Origin of the sequence: Cytophaga sp. FL35 (assembly GCF_014349235.1) — a bacterium.
In the GTDB taxonomy this organism is placed as follows: Bacteria; Bacteroidota; Bacteroidia; order Flavobacteriales; family Flavobacteriaceae; genus Euzebyella.
This window is the reverse complement of the sequence record NZ_JACSOH010000004.1, coordinates 72,485-98,420: the sequence shown is the minus strand read 5'-3', so window position 1 is coordinate 98,420 and position 25,936 is coordinate 72,485. Positions and strand designations below refer to the sequence as shown.

Here is a 25,936-nt window from a genome sequence, read left to right as displayed (position 1 = left end):
ACTCTTTTAAAAAAGTATATGAAGAAGTTAGTTATATCATCAATAGTTGCATTTTTTACAATTGTGGTTGTCTCCGCACAGGCCTACGAAGGCCGTGGAGATCAAAAGTTCCAAGTAGGTGCCAACTTACAGAATAACGGAACGGGAATTGTTGCCTCCTATGACTATGGTTTGGGAGAGAATATATCCGTGGGTGCCGTATCTTCCTATTTATTGGGAATAGAAGAAGGAATAGATGATGATACAAGAGAGCGTTTTGATGCCAAAGTGCGTTTTAGTGCACATTTAGGGCCAATTATAGATGTTACCCCTGCCTTTGATTTGTACCCCGGTTTGGATTTAGGGCTCAAGAATTTTGGGTTTCATACCGGCGCCCGCTATTTCTTTTCAGAGGGGCTAGGCGTTTATACGGAACTAGGTTTTCCAATTGCCAAGTATCAAACAGAAGACCTAACCCTATCCGATAAATTTCACAATCAATTTAATGTGAATATTGGGGTTTCATTCAACTTCCTTTAATGGAAACTAAGGAATAAGTTCGTAAATTTTATCGTAGACCAGCTGGTGTTCCCAGCCCCTATATAAAAGATAGTCGGCTAATTTCTTTCGTTTTTTCTGTGGATTTTTCTCTGAAATCTGAGTTAGTCTTTTTTGGGACAGTTCATTAAAAGTCTTTAAATAGTCTGTGTCTTCAATTTCTTTTAGGGCCGTTTTGATATTGTAGGGGGAGATGTTCCTGGCTTTTAGTTCACGCATAATCCTGATCTTTCCCCATTTTTTTATAATGAACTTTCCTCGCGCAAAACTCCGGGCAAAACGCTCTTCATTGAGATAATTCTCCTTGATCAAGTGAACAATTATTTGGTCAATGGCTTGAGGAATCATGCGCATACCTCTTAATTTTTCTTCCACCTCTTTGTGGCAACGTTCCTGGTAGGCACAGAATTGTTCCAGCTTATGTGTAGCTTCCTGTACGGTGTAGCCTTTTATCATTTCTATAGTACTTCGAGGGCTAAGTTTTATCAAAGGTAGTTCAGTATTGGGTACAAAAAAAGCGGCTTCCATCATATGGAAGCCGCTTGCAATAATTCTTTAATATATGGTTTTACCGTCTTTATCCTTAAAACGGTATTCTAGATACGTATACGCATCCCTAGGTTGTATTTTGATCCATTTTTTATGTTCCAAGAACCATTTGGAACGTATGGACGGAAAACCTTTGGTAATATAGGCTGCAATAAAAGGGTGGATATTTAATGTAATACCATTGTCCTTTTTGGGTCCCTTTAAAAGCTTTTCCAAATCGGCATTGATCTTATCGATCAAAACAATAGGAGCTTCTATCTCCTTGCCACTGCCGTTAGGGTTTTCCTCGGTTGTTTTAATATTCATTTCGGGTCTTACCCGCTGTCTGGTAATCTGTACAAGTCCAAATTTACTGGGCGGAAGTATTTTATGCTTTGCCCTATCGTCTTTCATCTCATCTCTAAGATGGTCATATAGCTTTCTGCGGTTGGGGGCCTTTACCATGTCTATAAAATCTACCACGATAATACCGCCCATATCCCTAAGCCTTAACTGTCTTGCAATTTCGGACGCCGCCAAAAGGTTCACCTCCAATGCAGTTTCCTCTTGGTTTTTAGCTTTATTGGATCGGTTGCCACTGTTCACGTCTATTACGTGAAGGGCTTCCGTATGCTCTATGATTAGGTATGCGCCCTTGCTCATGCTCGCAGTACGGCCAAAAGAAGTCTTAATTTGGCGCTCTATACCATACTTTTCGAATATAGGAACGTTGGAATTGTAAAGTTTAACGATTGATTCTTTTCCAGGAGCTATTTCTTGTACATAGTCCTGAATTTTGTCATAAAGTCCTTCATCATCAACATGAATACCCGTAAAGGTATCGTTAAAGATATCCCTAAGAATGGAAGAAGCTCTATTAAGCTCTACCAGTACCTTGGAAGGTGTAGGTGCTTTATACATTTTTTTACACATTGTTGACCATTTGGCCAACAGGTTTTCTAGATCTTTGTCAAGTTCCGCTACTTTTTTACCTTCTGCAACTGTTCTTATAATTACCCCGAATCCCTTTGGTTTAATGCTTTTTACTAATCTTTTTAACCGGTCTTTCTCTTCGTTACTCGCAATTTTTTGCGAAACGGAAACACGGTCTGAAAAAGGTACCATAACCAAATAGCGTCCAGCAATGGAAAGTTCTGAGCTTATTCTTGGTCCTTTGGTGGAAATGGGTTCTTTTACGATTTGAACCAAAATGGATTGGTTGGCTTTAACAACATCTGTTATTACGCCATTTTTGTCTATATCCTTTTCAAATTTAAAATTGCCAAGGTTATAGTCTTTCAGTTTGCCGGTACTCACCAATTTTATGAACTTGAGCAATGAGGATAATTGGGGCCCTAGGTCGTGATAGTGTAAAAAAGCATCTTTTTCATACCCTACGTTGACAAATGCGGCATTTAAGCCGGTTACGGGCTTCCTGATCTTGGCGAGGAAAATATCGCCAACGGAAAAATTATTATTGTCTTCCTCTTTATGCAGTTCAGTGAGTTTACCGTCCTTTAATAAGGCAAAATCAACGGCATCGGAACTAGATCTTACGATTAATTCTCTATTCACCTGAATGTATTTGTATTCCGAAAAAATATATTCGGAATCGATTAAACAATGATTGAAACGGATTTTTTTGAAGTATGTATCCGCCGAAATTCTTTTTGAATCTCTATGTCAAAGAACGTGAAGAAAAATAATGGATTTAGCATAAAAAGGGCTGAAATTATCAGCCCTTTTTACCAACCCTTACGGTTTATTTCTTCTTGTGTCGGTTGGCTCTCCTGCGCTTCTTACGCTTGTGGGTAGCCACCTTATGTCTCTTTCTTTTCTTACCGCTCGGCATAAATTTTTATTTAAATGATTACTATTATTTAACCTGTACGTTACTTTTAACACCTTCTACAAAAACCTTGGCTGGTTTAAATGCCGGAATATTATGTGCCGGAATTTTGATAGTGGTATTTTTACTGATGTTCCTTCCGGTTTTTTCAGCTCTTGTTTTAATGATAAAACTACCAAAGCCACGCAAGTAAACATTATCACCGCCCTCAAGAGAAGACTTTACCTCTTCCATAAAACTCTCTACAGTCGCCTGAACATCTCCTTTTTCAATTCCCAGCTTGTCTGAGATTTTTGATACAATTTCTGCTTTCGTCATTTGTCGTGTTAAATTTTCAGTATAAATTTTTTGGGATGCAAATATATAAATTAAATTCATTTCCAACCGCTAACAAACTAATTTTAAGTCGTTCAACCTTACATTTGCCAATTATCCCATTCTGTTTAGAGCTTTGGCGTATAAACCCTTACTTTTGGTTCCGATTTTTTTGAAATGAATTTTGCTGAAGAAATACTCAAATGGTACCATGTAAATAAGCGGGACCTACCTTGGAGGGCAACCACGGATCCTTATAAAATATGGCTGTCCGAAATTATGTTGCAACAGACTCGGGTAGCGCAGGGTACGCCTTATTACCATGCGTTCGTGGAAAACTTTCCTACCGTTAGGGATTTGGCAGATGCCCCCGAGGAAAAAGTCATGAAACTTTGGCAAGGTCTGGGGTATTATTCTCGGGCTAGAAACCTACACGCTACCGCACAAAAAGTGGCCTATGAGTTAAACGGTCAATTTCCGGATACCTACAAAGGGCTTTTGGGCTTAAAGGGGGTAGGGGATTACACCGCTAGTGCCATTGCTTCCATAAGTTTTGGTAGGCCAGAACCTGTGGTAGACGGTAACGTTTATAGAGTGTTGTCAAGGTTCTTTGGTATTGATACACCTATTAATAGCACCCAAGGAATTGCGTATTTTAAAGAATTGGCAAGGGAGGTTATGCATTCTTCTGAAATCAGGGACTATAATCAAGGTATCATGGAGTTTGGAGCGGTGCAATGCACGCCGCAGAATCCCAATTGTATGTTTTGTCCCTTAAGTGAAGGTTGTCAAGCTTTAAAGACGAATAAGGTAAAGGAGCTTCCGGTTAAACTTAAAAAGACCAAAATAAAGCATCTTCATTTTAATTACGTGGTTCCTATTTCCCCTAAAGGCGAAACCCATCTTAGACAACGAACATCCAAAGGTATATGGCGCAATTTATGGGAGTTTCCATTGTTGGAATCAGAAAAGGAAATGACCTTACCGGAAATTGAAGCACAGTTAGACCAGTTTCCTATTATTAATAAGGTCCATACAGTTTTCCGTTTTAATGAAATGCCTATTGTACATAAGCTTTCGCATAGGCATCTGCACACCGTTTTTTGGATTGTTGAGTTAAAAGATGAATTAAAAGATGGGATTTCCTTTTCAAAAGCCGAAGAATTTGCCGTTCCGGTTTTGATCGCGGAGTTCTTGAAAACGTTTAAAAATTCGTACTTTTGACCATTAAACTTTAAGAGAATATGAGTGGTACATTGAATAAAGTAATGTTGATAGGGCATTTGGGAGATGAAGTTAAAATGCACTATTTTGAAGGAGGCGGATGCATAGGAAGGTTCCCCATTGCTACCAATGAAACCTACACTAATAAACAAACCGGGGAGCGTGTTACCAATACAGATTGGCATAACGTGGTGGTAAGGAACAAGGCTGCAGAAATCTGCGAGAAATACCTAAGCAAAGGCGACAAGGTATATGTTGAGGGAAGATTGAAAAACCGCCAATGGCAAGGTGAGGATGGCAATACTAGGTACTCCACGGAGATTCAAGTACAGGATTTTACCTTTTTGACTACCAAAAAGGAAAGTATGGCCAATAACCAGCAGCAGAATGGTGGTGGAAACTCACAAGCTGCTGCCCAATCAAGTCAAAAACCTGCACAAGCCAGTCAGCCAAGCCATTCGGTAAGTGAACCTGAGGACGATCTGCCTTTCTAAACGGGAAAAATTTTTCCTGATAAACAAGGCTTTTGGTTTCTAAGGGATTTTAAATAATTTAGTTTTTAGTACAACCAAAATAATTATTGGGATTATACCTCGTTTTATCATAAAACTCTAGCTGTTGGACCCTGACCCTTTTAGTGCGCTTTCCATATTTTTAGTCTCTGGTGGTGCGTTTGCTTTCCAAATTGCCATATTGGTACTATTGCTGATTTGTTCGGCTCTTATCTCTGGTGCGGAGGTGGCATTCTTTGGACTTTCGGCTACGGATGTTAAGGATATTGCGGATAAAAAATCTGTTAAAGGAGATATTATTGTAAGGCTGTTGGATAGGCCAAAAAAGCTTTTGGCCACCATACTTATTGCCAACAATGCCATAAACATTGGGGTTGTATTATTGTTTAGCGATATTGGAGAAACTCTTTTTTCAGATATAGAGCTGGAGTGGCTACGCTTTGTACTGGAGGTGGTCGTAGCTACCTTTTTAATATTGATGTTCGGCGAAATTTTACCTAAGGTATACGCTAATAGAAACAGGGTGGCTTTTGCCCATTTTATGTCCTACCCCTTAAAAGTGCTGGATATTTTGTTCTCTCCCTTAAGTTTGCCCATGCGTTCCGGTACCCTATTTCTTTATAATAGATTGGGAAAACAACGTTCTAATCTAAGTGTGGACCATTTATCACAGGCATTGGAACTAACAGATGAGGGAGATACCACTAAAGAGGAACAGAAGATACTGGAAGGAATAGTTTCCTTCGGAAATACAGACACCAAGCAGGTAATGTGTCCTAGAATTGACATTTTTGCCCTTAGCGAAGATATGAAGTTCCCTGAGGTCATGGCAGAGATTAAAAAACACGGCTATTCCAGGATTCCGGTATTTTCGGAGAATATGGATAATGTAAGTGGTGTTCTTTATGTAAAGGACCTATTACCGTATATTGATAGGAAAACCTTTAATTGGGCGAGTTTGATCAGGGAGCCGTTTTTTGTGCCCGAAAACAAAAAATTGGACGATTTGCTTTTGGAATTTCAGGAGAAGAAAAACCATTTGGCCATTGTAGTTGATGAATATGGAGGAACCTCTGGTATCGTAACCTTAGAGGATATTATTGAAGAAATAGTAGGTGATATAACCGACGAGTTTGACGACGAGGACCTTGTATTTTCCAAATTGGATGATTACAATTTTGTATTCGATGGTAAAACAGCCCTTAGGGATTTCTACAGGGTAACGAAACTCGTGGACGAAGATGAATTTGAGGAAAAAAAGGGCGAAGCGGAAACTGTTGCAGGTTTTGTATTGGAAATAGCCGGAAGCTTCCCTAAAAGGGGAGAGAAAATTCAATTTAACGACCATGTCTTTGTAGTAGAGAGTATGGACAAAAAAAGGCTGAAACAAATTAAGGTGACCCTACCTCAGCCTGAGATATCTAATTAAATTTTAGTGCCTTGGATAGTTTAAACATACGTAAGAAAACGGTATTGGAAAGAATTGGAGGTTTTTTGGTCTTCGTTTTTTTGCTAATGGTTTGCTTTATGGGGTGCAAGGAAGATGTATTGCCAAAACCAAAAGCGGAACTTCGTCTGGAGTATTCAAAACCTTTGGTAGCAGGTATGGAGACGGAAAGGTTCTCTTTTCAGTATAATGATTTGGCTCAATTAAAGCGGGACAAAAACAATTCTTTGATATTGAGATACCCGGAAATGAAAGGTGAAATTTTTATCAATTATAAAGAAGTAGAAGGTAATTTGGAGAAATTATTTTCCGATGCCCAAAAGTTTAGTTATGAGCATTCTGTTAAGGCAGATGGAATTTTAGAGCAGCCCTTTATAAACGATGATGCCAAAGTGTACGGCATGTTTTATGAGGTGAGTGGAGATGCAGCCTCACAGGCACAGTTTTATGTAACGGATAGTACCCGGCATTTTGTAACGGGATCGCTTTATTTTTATACCAAGCCCAATTATGACTCCATTTATCCCGCAGCTGTGTACTTAAGAAAGGACATTAGGGCTATTATGGAAACCCTTAAATGGAAGGAATAAATAATTAATTGCCCAATACTCTTTCCGCTTGGGAAATACTAATTTCAATTTCTTCTTTTAATAAGGCCACTTTTTTCTCTTCCTCCAAGAGCCATCTTTTCTTTTCCTCTGTGAGTTCTTTGCCTTTCATCATTTCATCGGCTTCAAACCTTTTTCCAAAGTTTGCCATCCAGTTCATCATGGACTTGTTTGCCAACTTTAAATCGCTAATGGCATTTTCATACTTTTCTTTTTTGTAGGAAGCATTAGCCTTGGTCTGTAATTGGTTGATCAGTTTGGAAAGTTTGGGCATTTCATCCATAACTTCATCATGCTGGGCCATGACCTGCTGCATTTTGGTCATTTCTTTTTCTTGCCCCCTAGAAACCGTTCCGGAAAGGATAAGAAAACATACTGCCAAGCATCTAGTAATAAACTTAGTATTGAATTCCATAGGTATAGATTAAAAACCAAATCTAAATTAGATAGACTTCTGTAAGTTAGGGTTCAAACTTCTTTGAAAGACGGATAAACTCGATTAAGAATGTTTGTTTATTCAGATTTTCCCAATAATTGTTGGGCATTGGAAATACTGGAATTGATCTGTTCCTTTAAATCCTTCACCTTTTTCTCTTCTTCATTGAGCCATTCCTGTTTTTGATCGGTTAGCTCCTTGCCTTTTAAAATTTCATCTGGGTCAAACCTGTTGCCAAAGTTTTGCATCCAATCCATCATGGATTTATGTGCTGCTTGTAGGTCTTTTCTAGCTTCTCTATATTTAAGGCCAAGCTCCGTACTATCGTTTTCTTTGGAATTTAATTCACCAACAAGAGTGCCCAATTTGCTCATCTTTGGCATAACTTCATCATGAATTGCCATTACTTCCTGCATTTGGGTTTGTTCTTTTTCTTCCTTGCAAGCGGATAAGAATAGGAAAGGGACAATAAGTAAGAAAAGTACTTTTTTCATGTTTTCATAGGTTTAGTGCAAATATACGGCTAAGCATATATATGTGGTTCGGACGATATAAAAAACGGACCCGATAATCATCTGGTCCGTTTTTTTAAATAGTTGGAATGTGCCTTATTCAAAGTCTGAATCAGAAACGCCTTCGTTCACTGTAATTTCGGTAATCTTGAAATCAAAACTCTGTGGACCTACGGTCTGGGACAATGAATGTGGAAATTGAACACCGGAAACTTCTTTATAGTCTTGGTAAGTAATGGTACTAACAATAGTTTGACCGCCCATTTCGGCAGTATTGACTTCTTGAAGTTTTAAGCCGCTCTCCTGGTCATAAAAAATGATTTTATCTTCACTTATTTTAAGTTTGTAGGCTTTTTTTCCTTCAATGGTCTCGATTCCATCCAAAGTAATGTTTTCGGAACTTAAATAGCCAAGTTCTGGAAAAGGGGTTGCTTCTTCTTTCACTTTGGCAATTTCCTCTGCGGACATATCTTTTCTTTGCCCCTGCACTACAACGAATCCTGAGTCCCCATTGAATTTTTGAAGGCTCATGGAATTTCCAGCAACCTGTAAATCTTGCATGAACTGATTTTTATCGGTCTTTTTCATGTGCAAGTTCAATTTCATTCCCTGCATTTCGGCCTCGGCCAACAAAGCAATTGAATGGATGTCTTCTAATTTGTCCTTTCCACCAATAGCTTCTAAATAGGAGTTAAGGATATCATTAACGCTAACATCTGTAGGAACTTGGGTACTATAATCTGGCTTAGGCACGTTATTGGCCTCTTTGTCAAAATAGCTTACAGGTAGTGGTTTGCCTTTGTAGGTGGCTCTCTCCAAGTTTTCCAACACTTCGCTACCTTTTCCTGTAATTACAATTCTAAGGTTAGAGGGCTTAAAATATTTTTGGGCTGCTTTTTGTACATCTTCCACCGTTATGGCACTTATTTTTTCCAAATACGTTTGATAAAAGTCCTTAGGAAGGTTTTCCGTTTTTATATCAAGGGCGTATTCGGCTATTGTTGCTGGGTCTTCCAATGCCATTACAAATCTTCCTGTGTATTTGGCTTTGGTGTTTTTTAGTTCTTCTTCAGATACCGGCTCGGTTCGTATTTTATCTATTTCCTTAAGAATTTCTACCATAGCACTGTCTGTTACGGCATTTCTAACACTTGCCGTTGCCCTAAATCTAGATGGTACATGTTTATTATATCCAATACCGGAAAAAGAACCGTAGGTGTAGGCCTTGTCTTCCCTCAGGTTTAGAAAAAGCCTTCCTTCCCCACCTCCGCCGAGTATTTCATTAGCCAAAAGGGCTGCCAAATAGTCTGGATCATTCTTTTTTAGGTTAACTAGATTTTCAACCGTAATTTCCGATTGCACGGCATTTGGCATATCAATGAAATTGATTTGTGTGTAAAGCGCATCAGAGGGTCTTGAAAACTGAAAAGACAACGGGGAGGATTTTGTCCAAGGTGTAAATTTTTCTTCCACCAATTGTTGTACCTGTTCAAACTCAACATCGCCCACAACTACCAAATAAGCATTGGCGGGAACAAAATTGTTATTGTAGAATTTAATGACATCTGCCAGTTTAATGTTCTCTACGCTTTCTGGAGTTACAAATTCTCCATAGGGGTGTTTTTTTGTATAGGCCAGGGCCATGGAGACTCTTCTAGCTATAGCGGGAACGTCTTTTTCTTCGGCTTTAAGTCCGGTAAGTAATTTTTGTTTTTCCTTATCAAATTCCTCTTGTGTAAAGTTAGGATTGATGGCTGCGTCTGCCATTAGTTCTAGAATCCGGTCAAAATACTTTGAAAGAGAAGAAGCAAAGGCACTTTGGGAACCAAAGTTGATGCGCGCTCCTAGGAAATCTACTTCCTCATTAAATTCATCCTTGGGAATGTTTTTTGATCCTTTACCCAAAAGGGATGCCATTAAAGAGGACACTCCGGCTTTGTCGCCTTCCAGAACTGGTGGGTTGTCAATTCGCAATTGAATGGATACTCGGGGAAGTTTGTGATTTTCAACCACCAGAACTTCCAATCCATTCTTGAGTTCGAAACCTTTGGGTTCTTCCAGGTTTATTTCTGGAGCAGGGCCCGGTTTTGGCATTTTACTACGATCTATCTGGGCGTGAAGGCACACCGTAAAAAGAATGAAGGTGAGTGTTATATATTTTTTCAACATGGGAATAATTATTAAGTTTTACCGTGTGATTAGTTTGCCTGTGCGTCCTTGGGGAGATAATCTATGATTACACGTTGGTTGGGCTGCAAATATTTGTTGGCCACTTCTTTGATTTCTTCCCGTGTAATGGAACGGTAAATTTCTATTTCTTTATTGATCAGTTCTGTGTCCCCATAGAGCAGATGGTATCTTGCAAGAGAATTGGCAATCCCTGCTACACTGGAATTGGAGTTCACAAATTGGTTTTCAAACTTGTTCAATAATTTTTGGTGATCTCTCTCGCTAATCAGTTCATTACGGACTTTTGCCACTTCTTCTTCCATCTCCTCCAATAATACTTCTCCAGAGGTTTCACCAACAGGTAAGGCAAATACCAGATACATACCATAATCTTCTTGAGAAATATTGAAAGCCCCTACTTGCAGTGCTTGCTTTTGGTCATCAACAATTTTTTTGTAGAGTTTGGAACTTTGTCCGTCACTCAAGTACGTAGAGATCATTTCCAATACATAGGCATCTCTTTCTTTGAATCCGGGAGTTCTGTAGGAAAGTACATAGGCCGGAATTTGGATGTTGGAATCGTAGGCCTGAATTCTTCTTTCCGTAGTTATTGGATCTTCTTTAGGATAGTTCCTTGTTACCGGTGCTCCTTTTGGAATAGGGCCAAAATAGGAAGATACCCATTTCTTTGTTTGTGGTACATCTATATTTCCGGCAATGACCAGAACTGCATTGTTAGGCACATAATACTTTTCGTTATAGGCCTTTACATCATCAAGAGTGGCGGCGTCCAAGTCTTCCATGTATCCAATGTTAGGGTCTTTGTAGGGATGTTTACTAAAGAGCTCTTTTCCAACGACTGTTAAAAGTTGGCCATAAGGCCGGTTATCATACCTAAGTCGCTTCTCTTCTTTAACGACCTCTTGCTGGGTATCTACCCCAGTTTGATCGATTACTGGATGCAACATTCGTTCAGACTCCAGCCACAATCCAAGTTCTAGATTGTTGGATGGGAAAACCTCGTAATAATAGGTTCTGTCTTGGGTAGTGTTGGCATTATTTTGTCCCCCATTGGATGAAACGATTTCAAACCACTTGCCTCGCTCAATATTCTTGGTGCCTTCAAAAAGTAAGTGTTCAAAAAAGTGGGCAAAGCCTGTGCGGCCTTCCGTACGGTCTTTGCCACCTACATGATACATTACCGAAGTTGTGACTACAGGGGCCGACTCATCGTTATGGAGTATGACGTGTAGGCCGTTTGGGAGGTCGTATTCTTCGAACCTAACTTCTTGGGCTCCCAAGTGAACTCCCAATAAAAGTATCAGGTAAAAAAGTGAATTTTTCATGGTCATATAATGTGTTTAGATATTTATGGGTTGCATCCTACTAGATAAAGTTACAACATGAAGTTTTTTTTGTGGGAATTTTACTGTGCAATTTCGAATTTAACAGGAATTAGTAAAATTATTTGGCTGATATTCATTAATTTAAAAGAATGAATCTTAAAACTATAGAATATGAAACAGTTTGCTTTGCCTATTCGTTTTGGAGTTGCCACTAGTGGCTGTCTTATTGCCTACTTCTTGATTCTATCCCTATTTAATCTGCACACCAATGTCTTTTTTAGTTTGTTCAATGGCGTAATTACCGGTTTTGGTATTTATGAGGCCATAAAATATTACAAGATGGAGGTGCGCAATGGTTTTGACTACGGTAAAGGTTTTACAGCGGGATTGGTTACCGGTTTTGTTGCCACATTAATTTTTACGTTATTTTTTGCTCTTTACGCTACGGAAATCAATGCATTGTTCTTGCAAGAATTGACTACCGTATGGTTCAATGATTTTAAGAACTTTGAAGGAATTGTTTTTTTCACTGTCGCAATTATGGGTTTTGCTACCAGTTTGGTGTTGACCTTATCGTTTATGCAGTTATTCAAGACAAGTAACAATATTAGTAAAAAGCCAATTTCTACGAGTGTCAATTAATTGAAAATTAATAAAATGGGGGCTTTTGCCCCTTTTTTAGTTTTAGAACGTTTGGTTTACGGTTTAAAGAAATAATTCGTCCTTCAAAAACTTGGGGATTGTGTTGTACATTAAGGATTTAGGCGTATATTTGCATCCGCTTATTGAAAAATAGGCTCAAATAAAAAACTAATATATACACAATTATGTACGCAATCGTAGAGATGGCAGGGCAGCAATTTAAAGTTGCAAAAGACCAAAAAGTGTATGTTCACCGTTTACAGGAAGAAGAAGGCAAAAAAGTTGTTTTTGACAATGTACTTCTTTTAGCAGACGGATCGGACATTACTGTAGGCGCCCCGGCTATAGACGGCGCAGCTGTTGAGGCTAAGGTCGTTAAGCACCTAAAAGGTGACAAAGTAATCGTTTTTAAGAAAAAGAGACGTAAAGGTTACAAAAAGAAAAATGGTCATAGACAATCTTTGACCGAGATTGTAATTGAAAGTATTGTTGCCAAGGGTGCAAAAAAAGCAGCCAAGAAGGAGGAGCCTAAAAAGGCTGCTAAGCCAGAAGCTGCCGGTAAAGATGCCAGTGTTGATGTTTCTGTAGCGTCAAAACCTAAGAAGGCAGCTCCAAAGAAATCTGCAAAGGCAGATGATTTGAAGAAGATTGAAGGAATTGGTCCTAAGATTGCTGAGACTTTGGCGGAAGCAGGTATTGATACTTTTGCAGAATTGGCAAAGACAGATGCTGCTAAAGTGGCAGAAATAATCGCAGATGTACGTGGTAATCACGTGACCGATACTTGGCCTGCACAAGCTAAACTTGCTGCCGAAGGTAAGTGGGATGAGCTTAAGAAATGGCAAGATGAATTGGACGGAGGAAAGGCCTAAGTCCATTTTTATAAAATTTAATTAATCCAGTGCAAAGCGAGTTTTGCACGACTAAAAGTTTCATATCATGGCACACAAAAAAGGTGTAGGTAGTTCTAAGAACGGTAGGGAATCAGAATCGAAACGCTTGGGCGTTAAGATTTTTGGTGGCCAAGCCGCTATTGCCGGAAATATCATCGTTAGACAGCGTGGTACAAAACACAATCCAGGTGAGAATGTGTACGCTGGTAAAGACCACACTTTACACGCCCAAAAAGATGGTATTGTAAAGTTTGAAAAGAAAGCTGGAGGAAAGTCTTTTGTTTCTATAGAGCCTTTCGAAGCATAATCAAATTTTCAAAGAGTTAGAAGCCCTATCCTTATCAAAGGATAGGGCTTTTTGTTTTTTGATACTTGTGTTAATATAATATTTAGTTAATGTAAGGAAATGGTATAAGGAATATCTTGTGCTTTTTTTATAGCGATTATGAGATTCCTTTTTTTGTTTTGCTTAGTTTCGGTTTTTGTCCTAGGAGCAGACGGTTGGTCCCAGGAGCAAAGCAATTTAGACCACTCATTTAACCAGCTCAACCAAAGTCTAAAGCAAGCTCAGAAGAACGGAGATAAAAGAACCGTAATTAAGGCTCGTCTACAATTGGGCTATTTTTGTGAGGCCAATGGGGTTTATACAGAAGCTCTTGATCAATACAATAAAGCCCTTCTTCTTGTGCCTACAAATGTGACGGATTCTATTTATTTAGGTACCCTTGATAGAATTGGGGGCGTACACATGCTTCTTAAAAACTATGATATGGCCATTGGCTATTTTGAAAAGTCCAAAAATATTGCTGAAAATACAGGACATGATTTTTTGTTGGGCGTTTCCTATAGCGGTCTAGGGGATTGCTATGAAAAGAAGGGTAATTACATCATGGCCTTAGAGTATCAAAACAAATGTCTGGAGGTTTTTGAAAGGTTGCAAAACACCAGAGGTCTCACCTTGGTATATGAGAGTTTGGGAAGTATTTATGAGGATTTACAGGAGTATGAAAAGGCAAAAAGTTTCTTTGAGAAGGCATATAATTTAAACGGAGCACTCAAGAATAACAAATCGGCAAATATTTTAAATAATCTTGGGGATATATATAGAAAAACAGGTGATTACTCCCAAGGAATAAGGTACACGCAAGAATCACTTTCCATTGCCCAAATGCTGGGAGACAGGGAGGAAGAGGCAAGTGCTTATAAGGATTTGGCAAAGGCTTATGATTTGGCCAATAAGCCTGAAATGGCTTATGCTTCCCTAGCTTCTTTTGTTGCTATTGATGAAGAAAATGAAAAGCTGTACAGGGCAAATCAAGCTAGTGCCTTGCAGAATATTTACAATACCCGAGAAAAAGAATTGCGTATAAAGCAGCTATTGCATGAGGGTGAAATAAATAGATTTCAAAAGTGGTTATTAGCGGCCTGTGTAATCATTTGTTTGGTATTGACTACTTTTTGGTTTTTATATATGAAGCGAAAAAGACGAGAGGTCCTAAAGCTACAAACCTATGAGAAACGCATATTAAAATCAGAATTGGAGCGTAAACAAATCGAGGAAGAGAACCTACAAAGGGAAGTTCAAATAAAAAACTCCGCTTTATCGAGATATAGTTTGCAGTTAGCGCAAAAAAACAAGATGCTTTCCAATCTATCCTTAAATCTTAAAAATAGCTTGGATCGTTCTAATATGGACCTAAAGAGAAAGCTGAAAAATATCGTAAAAGATATAGAAGTAAGTCTTACGCAAGATCAGGAGTGGGATGAATTCTTGGCTTTTTTTAAGGAAATTCATCCCCAGTTTATTAAAAAACTGAACGATGAAGCTTTATCCGTATTATCCCCTGCGGAACTTAGACTGGGAATGTTATTGAAATTAAGTCTTTCCTCCAAAGAAATTGCATCTATTCTTCATCTAACGCCAGACAGTGTAAGAGTGGCCAGGTATAGATTAAGAAAAAAACTACCCATAGACTCAAAAGAAGAATTAAGCACTTATTTAACGCGTTTATAGGTCATTTGTGAGCTAATTGTTATTGCAATGTAAATTTATCTTAATTGTTGCCTTGTTGTTTCCTTGAAAAATTGCATTGTTTCCTTTTTGTTTCCATTTAAAAAACATCGTATCTGTTTGATATACATAATTTTGGATTCGTAAAACCAATCAAATATGAATTCTAAAATTATAATTAAATTAATGCTGCAATTGGTATTTGTTGCCTTTTGTAGCCTTCCCGTTTTAGCTCAAAACGGGAACCTTACAGGTACAATTACAGATGAAAGTGGTATATCGGTTCCTGGGGCCAATGTGGTTATTTCAGAGCTAAAAAAGGGCGCTATTTCTGATTTTGACGGAAACTTTTCATTGGTAGACATTCCCGCTGGAAGCTATACTGTCAACATAAGTTACCTGGGATATTCTGATGTGGATAAGCAGGTAACTATAGAAGAAAATAAAACGGTTTCGGTTTCCATTTTTATAACCCCAAAAACCATGGAACTGGATGGGGTTGAGGTATTGGGCTATGGGCTAGGCAGTCAATCAAGGGCCTTGAATACCCAAAAGAACAACATGAACATTACCAATGTGGTTTCAACAGACCAAATTGGTAAATTTCCCGATGCGAATATAGGTGATGCCGTAAAACGAATCCCGGGTATTACCATGCAGGTAGATCAGGGAGAGGCAAGAAACATCATAGTTCGTGGTTTATCGCCTCAATTAAATTCGGTAACTCTTAACGGTAGTAGAATTCCATCCGCCGAAGGCGATAATAGAAATGTACAGATGGATTTGATTCCGTCTGATATGATCCAGACAATTGAGGTAAACAAAGCGGTAACCCCGGATATGGATGCTGATGCCATGGGTGGGTCCGTCAACCTTATTACTAGAACGGCACCTAGGGGCTTTAGGGTTTCCGCAACGGCCGGTTCAGGAATCAATTTCATAACGGATAAGCCTATTTGGAACGGTTCCGTGTTGATTGGAGACCGCACAGAGAACGGTAAGTTTGGATGGATGGTATCCGCGACCATGAACGATAATGATTTTGGATCCCATAATATTGAAGCGGAGTGGACTGATGAGTTTGAATATAATAGTGGTGTACAAGATGAAGAGGGCGAAGATATATTGGAAGAGGTAGATGTAAACCCCTATCCCAATGTTTTTGAGAACAGGACGTACTTGGTGCAGCGGGTACGTAGGAGTTTTGCGGCTAATTTGGATTATCGTTTTAATGCCGATCATAATATTTACTTAAAATCAATGTATAATTGGAGGGACGATAGGGAAAATCGTTTTAGGTTGGAGCATGAAATTTTGGATGGGGAAGATATTGGAGTAGATGACTTTACTATTACCAATGGGTATCCTAGCCGTTTTCCGGTGGAGGTAAAAAGACAATCCAAAGGTGGTATTAATAGCAGCCGAAATCAGAACAGAAGATTGGAAGATCAACGGATGCAAAATTACAGCTTGGGCGGTATACATCTATTTGGTAAGCTTAAGTTCAATTGGATGGGTTCTTATGCCAAGGCTTCAGAGGAGCGTTTAGATGAACGATATGCAGAGTTTGAATCGGAATATAGTATCAATAACGGTACGGACGCCGAGTTCCCAATTTTTTCCCCGGTAAATGCGGAAGATACCGCTCCTGCAAATTTTGAGTATAGTGATATTAGTAATGAAAATCAATATACAGAGGAAGAAGACCTTAATTTCTTTGCCAATTTTGAATTGCCTGCAGATTTCTTTGGCAATGGTGAAGGGAGTGTCAAATTTGGAGCGAGAGGAAGGTTCAAGTCCAAAATAAGGAATAATGATTATTTTGAATTTGACTTTGAAGATGAGTTTTCTACCATGAACATGGTTCCGGTAAGGGATATTACAGATTCTAACTTCTTGGCGGGGAGTCAATATCAGGCCGGTTTGTTCGCTAGTGAGGACTGGTTAGGTAATTTGAATTTAAGTCCGTCCTTGGGTGAAGATAAACCAGAGGAATACGCCTCAGGAAACTTTGATGTGCAAGAAGATGTGCTGGCAGCCTACATCATGTTCAATCAAAACTTATCGGAGAAGCTTAGTTTACTGGCTGGTATGAGAATTGAAAATACATCCCTATCCTCTAAGGGCAAACGTGTGAATTTTATTGAAGAAGATGAGGAAGCCGGAATAGATGAGGGTATAGAAATCGAAGATGTTGAAGCCAACAACTCATATACCAATATATTGCCGGGCGTTCATTTAAAATATGACGCTACGGATAATACCGTCCTTAGGTTTGCATGGACCAACACCTTGGCAAGACCTAATTACGTAGACTTGATCCCACGGGAAGAATTTGTAAATGAAGATGACGAAATATACCTAGGTAACCCAGATCTTGAACCTACTACTTCAATGAATTTTGACCTTATGGCGGAGCATTATTTTAGTAATGTGGGAATCCTTTCAGGGGGGGTGTTCTACAAGAATATCAATGATTTTATATATACCTACCAATTTGAAACTACATCCAATGAATTTGGAGCAGGAACGGAGGGCTATGAAGTTTACCAGCCTTTAAACGGTGATAATGCTTCGATTTTTGGAGCGGAAGTCTCACTGCAAAGACAATTGGATTTTCTACCTGGATTTTTAAAAAATATGAGTGTTTATCTCAACTATACTTATTTGACATCTAGTGCAGATGGCATTAGAAATGAGGATGGTGATGAAAGGGATGATTTGGATTTGCCCAACACTTCGCCCAATATGTTCAATGGTTCCATTGGATATGCAGATAAGAAATTTAGTGCAAGATTGTCCGCCAACTTTTCTGATGCCTACATAGATGAAATAGGAGGTAACGCCTTTGAAGATAGGTATTACGATCAACAATTCTTCCTTGATTTCAATGCCAGTTATGCTATTACAGGTAATCTTAGGGTATATGCCGATCTAAATAATATTACCAACCAACCGCTCCGCTATTACCAAGGAGTAAGTGGGCGCACCATGCAGGCAGAATATTATAGTCTAAGAGGAACCTTAGGAATTAAATATGATTTGTTCAAGAAATAAGGTGAAAGTGGTCGATAGAATACACAGCGTAAAAATCATTGTTACAATAGTTAAAAAATATCAAATGGATAGAATTACAAATAAAGCGCTTCTTATTTGTCTATTACTGGCGTTCGCCTGTAAAACGGGAAGTAAATTGTCCCCTATTGCGCCGGATGTTATTACGGAAAAAACCATCAATGATACGGATGATCCTGCCATTTGGATTAATCCTGAAGATACTAGTAAAAGCATTGTCTTTGGTACTGATAAAGAGACCAATGGGGGTGTATATGCTTTTGATCTCAATGGGAAAATAATTATGGAGAAGTCCATTACCGGCATTAAAAGACCCAACAATGTAGATTTGGTTTACGGTTTGCAATTAAATGATTCTGTGAAAACGGATGTCATCGCATTTACAGAAAGGGAAAGAAACCAGATACGTTTGTTTTCAGTTCCGGATATGAAACCCTTGGATAATGGTGGTTATCCTGTTTTTTCTGATGAAACTGACCCTGAATTGAAGTTGCCCATGGGTATAGCCTTGTACAAATCGCCTAAAGATGGAACCGTATATGCCATTGTTGGTCGTAAATCCGGGCCTTCCGAAGGGTACTTGTACCAATATAAATTAAATCCAGATTCTTCAGGGACCGTCAATGCAGAGTTGGTGAGGAAGTTTGGCAATTTTAGCGAAAAAAAAGAAATCGAGGCCATAGCGGTAGACCATGAAATGGGCTATGTTTATTATTCAGATGAGCAACATTGTATTAGAAAATATTATGCAGAACCATCCAAGGGTAACCAAGAACTTTCTTGCTTTGGTGGGGAATATTTTAAAAGTGATATTGAAGGCATTGCTATTGCCACTTATGAAAATGGTGAAGGGTACTTGATCGTTTCTAACCAACAGCAGGGAGAATTCAATATCTTCTCCAGAAAAGATAATTCATTTGTAAAGGCCGTAAACTTAAGCACCTTGGAAACTGATGGATGCGATGTAGTGACCGTGCCATTGAACAGTACTTTTTCGAGCGGACTTTTCGTTGCCATGAACGACGAAAAGAACTTTTTCTTCTATAATTTAGAAAAGTTGGGCTTGAAGTAAGTTTCATATTTTTTAGTACACACCTGTAAAAGGCTCTTTTTAATGTTAAAAGGGCCTTTTTTTGATGTTAAAAACAATCCTTGTGTACACTCATTTTATGTAAATTTGTAGTCCGCTTCTTTTTATTTTCAAAAAGCAAGCTTCCCCCATGTGACTCATTTTCAAGGAAGTTAGATTAAACATTAATAAGATATGGCCAAGATTGAGATAAAAGGTACTCCTGAAAAACTTGAGAGAGTATCCATCTTTTTAAAGACGAATAGTATTGAGCATACAATTATTGATGATTACGCAAATCATTCTAAAGAAGATTCCGAGAAGTACAAAGCCTTGATGAGAAAATACAATCAAGTAGGCTAGTCTAAATTATAATTTGATAACAAAAACCACTAGAGCTAGATTGCTTTTAATCTTATAGCGCAAATTCAAACCAATATTCCAATCGTATTTCTATGAGTTTAACAAATACCGCCCTACTAGATGAAATATATAAAGCTATAAATGTTGACGAACCCATTTGGGATAAAATTCTAAAGGATATCATCTCCTATTTTGATTGCTCAACAGGTACTTTGCATTTTCTGGAAGAAGAAAGCGGCTTATTAAAGTTGAAATCTCAAGTGGGTATTCCTCCTTTCTTGATTCCTAAGTTAGAAACTATTCCCATAGGAAAAGGAATGGCGGGGATTGCAGCGGAAAGGAAACAACCTGTAGAGATGTGCAATCTACAGACCGATAATTCTGGGGTAGCACGCCCAGCAGCAAAGGAAACCAAAGTAGAAGGTTCCCTAGCAGCTCCTTTATTATTAAACGGAAAGTTGTATGGCACATTGGGAGTAGCGAAACCAACATCTTATGACTTTACGGAAGATGAAAAAAACGCGATTATGGCCATTGGAGAGGTAATTTGTAAGAAGATTATGGGATAAACACGCTAACTAACAGATAGAAAAAAATAAAGCCCTTGCATTCGCAAGGGCTTTGTTTTTTTATTAACCGATCTATAATGTTAGTATCTGTAATATTCCGGTTTAAACGGACCTTCAACAGTAACTCCTATATATTCCGCTTGTTCGGTGTTTAGTTCCGTTAGTTCGGCGCCCAGACGTGAAAGGTGAAGTGCGGCCACTTTTTCATCTAAATGCTTCGGTAACATATACACCTCGTTTTCATACTTGTCACTATGGTTCCAAAGTTCTATTTGTGCCAAGGTTTGGTTGGTAAAGGAATTACTCATTACAAAACTTGGGTGACCCGTGGCGCAACCAAGATTCACCAATCTCCCTTCTGCAAGTACGATAACATCTTTACCATCAATCGTATACTTATCAACCTGAGGTTTGATTTCATCCTTAGTGTTTCCGTGATTGGAATTCAACCAAGCCATATCAATTTCATTGTCAAAATGCCCAATGTTACAAACAATGGCCTTGTCCTTCATTGCCTCAAAATGCTCACCTCTGATAATATCCTTGTTTCCGGTGGTAGTGATAACTACATCGGCATTACCAACAACGGTTTCCAGCTTTTTTACTTCGTAGCCGTCCATACATGCTTGAAGTGCGCAGATAGGGTCAATTTCGGTTACGGTTACAATGGAACCGGCTCCCCTAAATGAGGCTGCTGTACCCTTACCGACATCACCGTAGCCACAAACAACTACTCTTTTACCGGCGAGCATGGTGTCCGTAGCCCTTCTAATAGCGTCAACGGCACTTTCACGACAACCGTATTTATTGTCGAATTTAGACTTGGTAACAGAATCGTTCACGTTGATGGCCGGCATTGGAAGCGTTCCCTTTTTCATGCGCTCATATAGACGGTGAACTCCCGTGGTAGTCTCCTCAGAAAGTCCTTTTACGTCTTTTGCCAATTCCGGGTACTTGTCCAACACCATATTGGTAAGATCGCCCCCGTCATCCAAAATCATGTTCAATGGCTTTCTTTCTTCACCAAAGAAAAGGGTCTGCTCAATACACCAATCAAATTCTTCTTCGTTCATTCCCTTCCAGGCATAAACAGGAATACCGGCGGCGGCAATAGCTGCGGCGGCATGATCTTGGGTTGAGAAAATGTTACAGGAGCTCCAAGTAACATCGGCACCAAGGGCTACCAATGTTTCAATTAGAACGGCTGTTTGTATGGTCATGTGAAGGCAACCGGCAATTCGGGCGCCTTTTAAAGGTTGTTCTTTTCCGTATTCTTCGCGAAGTGACATTAAACCGGGCATTTCGGCCTCGGCCAATTCAATTTCCTTCCTTCCCCAATCGGCCAAAGCAATATCTTTTACTTTATAGGGTAGATAGGCAACAGTTTTCGTATCCATAGTCTTTTTTATTTTTTACTTTCGTAATATGCGGGCGTACCACAATTTTGTGGTCGCAAAGTTAAGAAAAAGGTACCTAAAGTTATGCCTATTTATAAGATACTCAAGGTAAACGCCGCTACCAAGGTCTATATTTGGAAGGTAGAGGAAAGTGAAGAAGCTCTTTCAAAAGGAATAGAGCTAACGGACCACTGCCAAAACCGTATGGACGGTATGAAATCTGAAATGCACAGACGTGCTTTTTTGAGTATCAGGCACCTTATGGCAGAAGCTGGCTATGTTGATGCTAATTTGTTTTATGACGAGTTTGGCAAACCCCACTTAAAAGATGGCAATAAAATTTCCATTACCCATTCACACAATTTTACCGCTATTATTATCAGTAGTGCGCATGATGTGGGAATCGACATTGAGATGCAACGGGAAAAAATTCTGCGCATAGCCCATAAATTCACCCCAATTGAAGAGTACAAGACAATTGCCAATACCGATGCCCTTATTCGAAAGTTGACCATTGTTTGGGGCTGTAAGGAATCACTTTATAAAATTTATGCCGAACCTGGTCTGAGTTTTATCCATCATATAGATGTGAAAGACTTCATTTTTGATAGTTCTGCCACCACGGCAGAAATATTGTACCAGGGCACCACTTCAAATTATGATATTCGATTTTTGGAATTTGAGGGCTTTACACTAGTGTACGCCTTGAGAAGATAAGTGTTGGGGCTAAATTCCCAAAAACAGATAAACCATCATGAACATTTCCGTAGAACTTACTTTTTCACCCCTTCAAGATGATTTTGAAGGGCACATCATCAATTTTATCAAAAAATTGAGGGCTTCTGGCCTAACCGTTTTGGAAAACCCCTTAAGTACCCAAGTCTATGGCGAGTATGATGAGGTAATGAATGTGTTACAGGAGGAAATTAAGGTGGCTTTTGAGTTGATGGAACGCGGACTTATGTACATGAAGATGGTAAAATCTGACCGAAGCGACTATGAACCACATTTTTGAATGGATTTTTTCCCAGTATGACGGTATTCCCGTTCATCTAACAGTACTGGAGTTCATTGGGGTGTTCTTTGGATTTTTAAGTGTTTATTATTCCAAAAGGGAAAATATTCTTGTTTTCCCCACGGGTATTATCAGTACGGCCATCTTTGTATATATCCTTCTGGTATATGGTCTGTTGGGCGATATGCTTATCAATGCCTACTATTTTACCATGAGTATCGTAGGTTGGTATGTATGGACGCGGAAAGTTGACGAGACCCATTTTGTGCCCATTACTTCTACAACATCCAAAGAAAAAAAGTATAGTTTGTTGTTGTTTTTAGGCACCCTTGTTTTTGTAAGCCTTGTTTACTGGTATTTTGATAAGTTCAACAATTGGACAGCCTATGTGGATACTTTCACAACAGGTATCTTCTTTGTTGGAATGTGGCTTATGGCCAAAAAAAAACTCGAGAATTGGGTATATTGGATTTTTGGTGACATTATTTCCGTGCCCTTATATTGGTATAAGGGGCTTATTTTTACAAGTTTGCAGTATTTTCTGTTCACCATAATCGCGATATACGGCTATTTAGCATGGAAGAAAAGCTTAAACAAGAGCCCTCAGACATTATTAAGGTAGTAGTTTTTGGTCCCGAATCAACTGGAAAAACTACCTTGAGCAAAGAATTGGCACAGCACTACAACACACGTTGGGTACCCGAATTTGCCCGTGAATATCTGCAGAACAAGTGGGATAGGGAAAGGAAGGTTTGTGAACCGCACGATCTATTACCCATTGCCGAAGGGCAAATACAAATGGAAAACGACCTCACTAAGAAAGTCACGAATCTTCTTATTTGCGATACTGATTTATTGGAGACCAAAGTATATTCGGAGGCTTATTATGTTGGTTATTGCGACCCTCTACTGGAAAAATATGCTTTGGAAAATAGCTACGACCTGTATTTGCTTACATATATAGATGTACCGTGGGTAGCCGATGATTTGCGCGATAAGCCCAACGAGAGAGAGCGAATGTATCAATATTTTAAAGATACCTTAAAGAGGTATGGCCGTAATTTCACTATATTGAAAGGCGGGAAAAATGAACGTTTGGCCAAGGCCATAGAACACATAGACCAATTATGGAAGAACTAATGAATTTAACAGCAGCCGATTTAAAATTACTTTCGGAAAAGGGCATTTCCGAAGAAAAAGTAAACCAGCAAATAGAAACCTTTAAAGAGGGAATTCCCTTTGTACAATTAGAGAAGGCCGTTACAGCAGGTGATGGTATCTCTAAATTTACGGAGGAAGAAGAAAAGGGCTTAATTACTAAGTTCGAGAAGGAGTCTGCCAAAGGTCTTTCCCTTTTAAAATTTGTTCCTGCTTCCGGGGCGGCATCACGAATGTTCAAGGCTTTATTCAACTTTTTAGATAACTATGACCCCACTGCAGAGAGCCTTGAAGGCTATTTTGAGCGCACTGGAGATAAGGCTTTAAAAGCATTCTCTGAAGGAATCACGGATTTTGCTTTTTACAATTTGGTAAAGAAGCGAATTGAAGGAAAAGCAAAGTCAAAAGATGAAGAAGTTTATCTTTTTGTAAAGGAAATGATGTCTGAAGAAGCATTGAACTATGGCTTTTATCCCAAAGGACTTTTACCTTTTCATAATTATGGAGACCATACCGCCACTCCTTTTGAAGAGCATTTAAAGGAAGCTAGCGCGTATGCCAAGTCCGGGGAAACCGCAGAACTTCACTTTACCATTTCTCCGCAACACGGCGATATGTTCAACCAAGAATTTGAAACGGTAAGAGACAGGGTTGCTACTGCTACCGGAACTTCTTATAAGGTGAGTTATTCATATCAGAAACCTTCTACCGATACCATAGCAGTTGATATGGGCAATAATCCATTTAGGAATGCCGATGGTAGCGTACTTTTTAGACCAGGAGGTCACGGTGCGTTAATTGAAAACTTGAACGAGCAGGAAGCGGATATCATTTTTATTAAAAATATAGATAATGTTACCGTCCCAAGGTTTGCTTCGGAAATGGCGGATAGTAAAAAGTTGCTGGCCGGAGTATTACTTCAGGTTCAGGAAAAAGCATTTGATTATGCCAAAAGCTTGGACGACGGTCAGAAATCATCCGAAGAACTTACCGAAATAAAATCTTTTTTGGAAAAAGAACTCAATGTTCGTTTAGGAGCTGACTTTGGCAATCTAAGTTCTGGGGAGCAGCAATCCGTTTTAAAGGAAAAAATAAATAGGCCTATTCGCGTTTGCGGAATGGTCAAAAATGAAGGAGAACCCGGTGGAGGGCCTTTTTATATCAATGATAGAAAAGGGAATATATCCCTTCAGATTATTGAATCTGCACAAATTGATACCAGTGATGAGGAGCAGAATAGTATTTTGCAAAATGCCACTCATTTTAATCCGGTAGATTTGGTCTGCGGCGTTAAAAACTATCAAGGCAATAAATATGACCTGATGAAATTCGTGGATCCTAAGCAGGGTTTCATTACGGGCAAAACAAAAGATGGTAAAGAACTTAAGGCTTTGGAACTACCTGGACTTTGGAATGGGGCTATGGCCTTTTGGAATACTATATTTGTAGAGGTGCCTAGTATTACCTTTAATCCGGTTAAAACAGTAAATGATTTATTGCGACCTGCGCATCAGGTGAAATAGGCGGTAAGACATTTATTCAATGTTATAAAAAGTGTGTAAGATTTACACACTTTTTTTGTTTAGTACACACTCGTACCCATACTACAAATCCTGCAATTAAAATATAAGTAACTAATTTTCAATATATTAGATTGATTTTGCATGGCTAATTAGATTTGGCACTCTTTTGGTTCTTTACTAAGCGATTATCAAAACAAATAAATTAATTTAATACTATTACAAATGAAAAATTTAATGTTTGCTGCAGTATTGTCTTTAGGTACAATGACTGCTTTTGCTCAAGAAGAAGAAACAACTGTTGAAGAAGTAGCTACTGAACAAGTAGAAGCTGTACAGGATGGTTATGCAGAAATTGCTGCTGAGGAAGTTCCTGCTGCCATTACTGAAGCTCTAGAGGCTGCTCACCCAGGTGCTACCATTTCTAAGGCTTATATGAACGAAGAAGCTGAATACAAGCTAGAAGTTGCTAAAGAAGATGGCGAAACAGCTGAATTGTACGCTGACGCCGAAGGTAACTGGATTGAAAAATAATCCCTCGAACACAACTGTTTAATCAGAAATAAAGACCCGGTCATTATGACCGGGTTTTTTTATGCCTTGTGGTAATGGGGATAGTTACAAATAAATGACACGGTACAGTAAGGATTGTACCCATTTACACATATTCCTGGCACAAGTATCCAGTTTTACACACTTTAAATTTTAAGATAAACACGCAAAACACTGTAAATCAAATAT

The 25,936-nt window shown here is 38.9% G+C and carries 27 protein-coding genes; 19 read left to right on the top strand and 8 right to left on the bottom strand.

Annotation, left to right across the window (positions count from 1 at the left end; translation table 11 throughout):
- Positions 1-18 precede the first annotated feature (18 nt).
- Positions 19-519: a DUF6646 family protein gene (locus BIZ36_RS04200; RefSeq protein ID WP_187456618.1), complete on the top strand. Its 501-nt coding sequence runs from the start codon at positions 19-21 to the stop codon at positions 517-519.
- 6 nt (positions 520-525) lie between these two features.
- On the opposite strand, the gene BIZ36_RS04195 is transcribed toward BIZ36_RS04200, so the two are convergent.
- From BIZ36_RS04195 to BIZ36_RS04185, 3 genes are all read right to left on the bottom strand, one after another.
- On the bottom strand, positions 526-1,068 hold the full coding sequence (locus BIZ36_RS04195; RefSeq protein ID WP_222937225.1) for a regulatory protein RecX: 543 nt from the start codon (positions 1,066-1,068) through the stop codon (positions 526-528).
- Between the two features lie 24 nt (positions 1,069-1,092).
- On the bottom strand, positions 1,093-2,640 hold the full coding sequence (locus BIZ36_RS04190) for an Rne/Rng family ribonuclease (protein ID WP_187456617.1): 1,548 nt from the start codon (positions 2,638-2,640) through the stop codon (positions 1,093-1,095).
- Between the two features lie 301 nt (positions 2,641-2,941).
- The gene (locus BIZ36_RS04185; protein WP_013992739.1) at positions 2,942-3,232 is read right to left on the bottom strand and encodes an HU family DNA-binding protein; all 291 of its coding nucleotides are present in this window, start codon (positions 3,230-3,232) and stop codon (positions 2,942-2,944) included.
- Between the two features lie 174 nt (positions 3,233-3,406).
- Between BIZ36_RS04185 and mutY the strand changes: the two genes are divergently transcribed.
- From mutY to gldD, 4 genes are all read left to right on the top strand, one after another.
- Positions 3,407-4,453, top strand: a complete 1,047-nt coding sequence (mutY, locus tag BIZ36_RS04180; RefSeq protein WP_187456616.1) for an A/G-specific adenine glycosylase — start codon at positions 3,407-3,409, stop codon at positions 4,451-4,453.
- A gap of 20 nt (positions 4,454-4,473) precedes the next feature.
- Positions 4,474-4,947: a single-stranded DNA-binding protein gene (locus BIZ36_RS04175; protein WP_187456615.1), complete on the top strand. Its 474-nt coding sequence runs from the start codon at positions 4,474-4,476 to the stop codon at positions 4,945-4,947.
- A gap of 124 nt (positions 4,948-5,071) precedes the next feature.
- Complete coding sequence (locus BIZ36_RS04170; protein WP_187456614.1) at positions 5,072-6,394, top strand: gliding motility-associated protein GldE; 1,323 nt, start codon at positions 5,072-5,074, stop codon at positions 6,392-6,394.
- An 11-nt stretch (positions 6,395-6,405) separates the two neighbouring features.
- A complete protein-coding gene (gene gldD, locus BIZ36_RS04165; protein ID WP_222937223.1) occupies positions 6,406-7,002 on the top strand; it encodes a gliding motility lipoprotein GldD in 597 nt (198 codons plus the stop codon).
- Positions 7,003-7,006: 4 nt separating this feature from the next.
- Here the strand turns inward: gldD and BIZ36_RS04160 are convergent, their stop codons facing one another.
- From BIZ36_RS04160 to BIZ36_RS04145, 4 genes are all read right to left on the bottom strand, one after another.
- A complete protein-coding gene (locus tag BIZ36_RS04160) occupies positions 7,007-7,435 on the bottom strand; it encodes a hypothetical protein (RefSeq protein WP_187456613.1) in 429 nt (142 codons plus the stop codon).
- Between the two features lie 98 nt (positions 7,436-7,533).
- On the bottom strand, positions 7,534-7,950 hold the full coding sequence (locus BIZ36_RS04155) for a hypothetical protein (RefSeq protein ID WP_187456612.1): 417 nt from the start codon (positions 7,948-7,950) through the stop codon (positions 7,534-7,536).
- A 114-nt stretch (positions 7,951-8,064) separates the two neighbouring features.
- On the bottom strand, positions 8,065-10,137 hold the full coding sequence (locus tag BIZ36_RS04150) for a M16 family metallopeptidase (RefSeq protein ID WP_187456611.1): 2,073 nt from the start codon (positions 10,135-10,137) through the stop codon (positions 8,065-8,067).
- A 29-nt stretch (positions 10,138-10,166) separates the two neighbouring features.
- A complete protein-coding gene (locus BIZ36_RS04145) occupies positions 10,167-11,483 on the bottom strand; it encodes a M16 family metallopeptidase (protein WP_187456610.1) in 1,317 nt (438 codons plus the stop codon).
- Between the two features lie 171 nt (positions 11,484-11,654).
- Between BIZ36_RS04145 and BIZ36_RS04140 the strand changes: the two genes are divergently transcribed.
- From BIZ36_RS04140 to BIZ36_RS04105, 8 genes are all read left to right on the top strand, one after another.
- Positions 11,655-12,125 carry a DUF4199 domain-containing protein gene (locus BIZ36_RS04140; protein ID WP_187456609.1) on the top strand — a complete coding sequence of 157 codons (471 nt, stop codon included), beginning with the start codon at positions 11,655-11,657 and terminating at the stop codon, positions 12,123-12,125.
- A gap of 185 nt (positions 12,126-12,310) precedes the next feature.
- A complete protein-coding gene (gene rplU / locus BIZ36_RS21390; RefSeq protein ID WP_187456608.1) occupies positions 12,311-12,997 on the top strand; it encodes a 50S ribosomal protein L21 in 687 nt (228 codons plus the stop codon).
- Between the two features lie 67 nt (positions 12,998-13,064).
- The gene (rpmA, locus tag BIZ36_RS04130) at positions 13,065-13,325 is read left to right on the top strand and encodes a 50S ribosomal protein L27 (protein WP_187456607.1); all 261 of its coding nucleotides are present in this window, start codon (positions 13,065-13,067) and stop codon (positions 13,323-13,325) included.
- 138 nt (positions 13,326-13,463) lie between these two features.
- A complete protein-coding gene (locus BIZ36_RS04125) occupies positions 13,464-15,032 on the top strand; it encodes a tetratricopeptide repeat protein (RefSeq protein ID WP_187456606.1) in 1,569 nt (522 codons plus the stop codon).
- 156 nt (positions 15,033-15,188) lie between these two features.
- Positions 15,189-18,086 (top strand): TonB-dependent receptor, encoded by a 2,898-nt coding sequence (locus BIZ36_RS04120; RefSeq protein ID WP_187456605.1) that lies wholly within the window; start codon positions 15,189-15,191, stop codon positions 18,084-18,086.
- Between the two features lie 64 nt (positions 18,087-18,150).
- A complete protein-coding gene (locus BIZ36_RS04115) occupies positions 18,151-19,176 on the top strand; it encodes a phytase (protein WP_187456604.1) in 1,026 nt (341 codons plus the stop codon).
- A gap of 192 nt (positions 19,177-19,368) precedes the next feature.
- Positions 19,369-19,536 carry a hypothetical protein gene (locus tag BIZ36_RS04110; protein ID WP_187456603.1) on the top strand — a complete coding sequence of 56 codons (168 nt, stop codon included), beginning with the start codon at positions 19,369-19,371 and terminating at the stop codon, positions 19,534-19,536.
- A gap of 92 nt (positions 19,537-19,628) precedes the next feature.
- Positions 19,629-20,105, top strand: coding sequence for a GAF domain-containing protein (locus BIZ36_RS04105; protein WP_187456602.1), 477 nt, complete (start codon positions 19,629-19,631; stop codon positions 20,103-20,105).
- A gap of 80 nt (positions 20,106-20,185) precedes the next feature.
- Here the strand turns inward: BIZ36_RS04105 and ahcY are convergent, their stop codons facing one another.
- The gene (ahcY, locus tag BIZ36_RS04100; protein ID WP_187456601.1) at positions 20,186-21,502 is read right to left on the bottom strand and encodes an adenosylhomocysteinase; all 1,317 of its coding nucleotides are present in this window, start codon (positions 21,500-21,502) and stop codon (positions 20,186-20,188) included.
- Between the two features lie 84 nt (positions 21,503-21,586).
- Between ahcY and BIZ36_RS04095 the strand changes: the two genes are divergently transcribed.
- The 6 genes from BIZ36_RS04095 (at position 21,587) to BIZ36_RS04070 (ending at position 25,729) form a co-directional block, all read left to right on the top strand.
- A complete protein-coding gene (locus tag BIZ36_RS04095) occupies positions 21,587-22,219 on the top strand; it encodes a 4'-phosphopantetheinyl transferase family protein (RefSeq protein WP_187456600.1) in 633 nt (210 codons plus the stop codon).
- Positions 22,220-22,256: 37 nt separating this feature from the next.
- Complete coding sequence (locus tag BIZ36_RS04090) at positions 22,257-22,517, top strand: thiamine-binding protein (RefSeq protein ID WP_187456599.1); 261 nt, start codon at positions 22,257-22,259, stop codon at positions 22,515-22,517.
- Positions 22,501-23,139, top strand: a complete 639-nt coding sequence (gene pnuC, locus BIZ36_RS04085) for a nicotinamide riboside transporter PnuC (RefSeq protein WP_187456598.1) — start codon at positions 22,501-22,503, stop codon at positions 23,137-23,139. Before BIZ36_RS04090 ends, pnuC begins: the two co-directional genes overlap by 17 nt.
- On the top strand, positions 23,094-23,657 hold the full coding sequence (locus tag BIZ36_RS04080; RefSeq protein ID WP_187456597.1) for an AAA family ATPase: 564 nt from the start codon (positions 23,094-23,096) through the stop codon (positions 23,655-23,657). Before pnuC ends, BIZ36_RS04080 begins: the two co-directional genes overlap by 46 nt.
- Complete coding sequence (locus BIZ36_RS04075) at positions 23,657-25,198, top strand: DUF4301 family protein (RefSeq protein WP_187456596.1); 1,542 nt, start codon at positions 23,657-23,659, stop codon at positions 25,196-25,198. Before BIZ36_RS04080 ends, BIZ36_RS04075 begins: the two co-directional genes overlap by 1 nt.
- A gap of 222 nt (positions 25,199-25,420) precedes the next feature.
- A complete protein-coding gene (locus BIZ36_RS04070) occupies positions 25,421-25,729 on the top strand; it encodes a hypothetical protein (RefSeq protein ID WP_187456595.1) in 309 nt (102 codons plus the stop codon).
- Positions 25,730-25,936 lie beyond the last annotated feature (207 nt).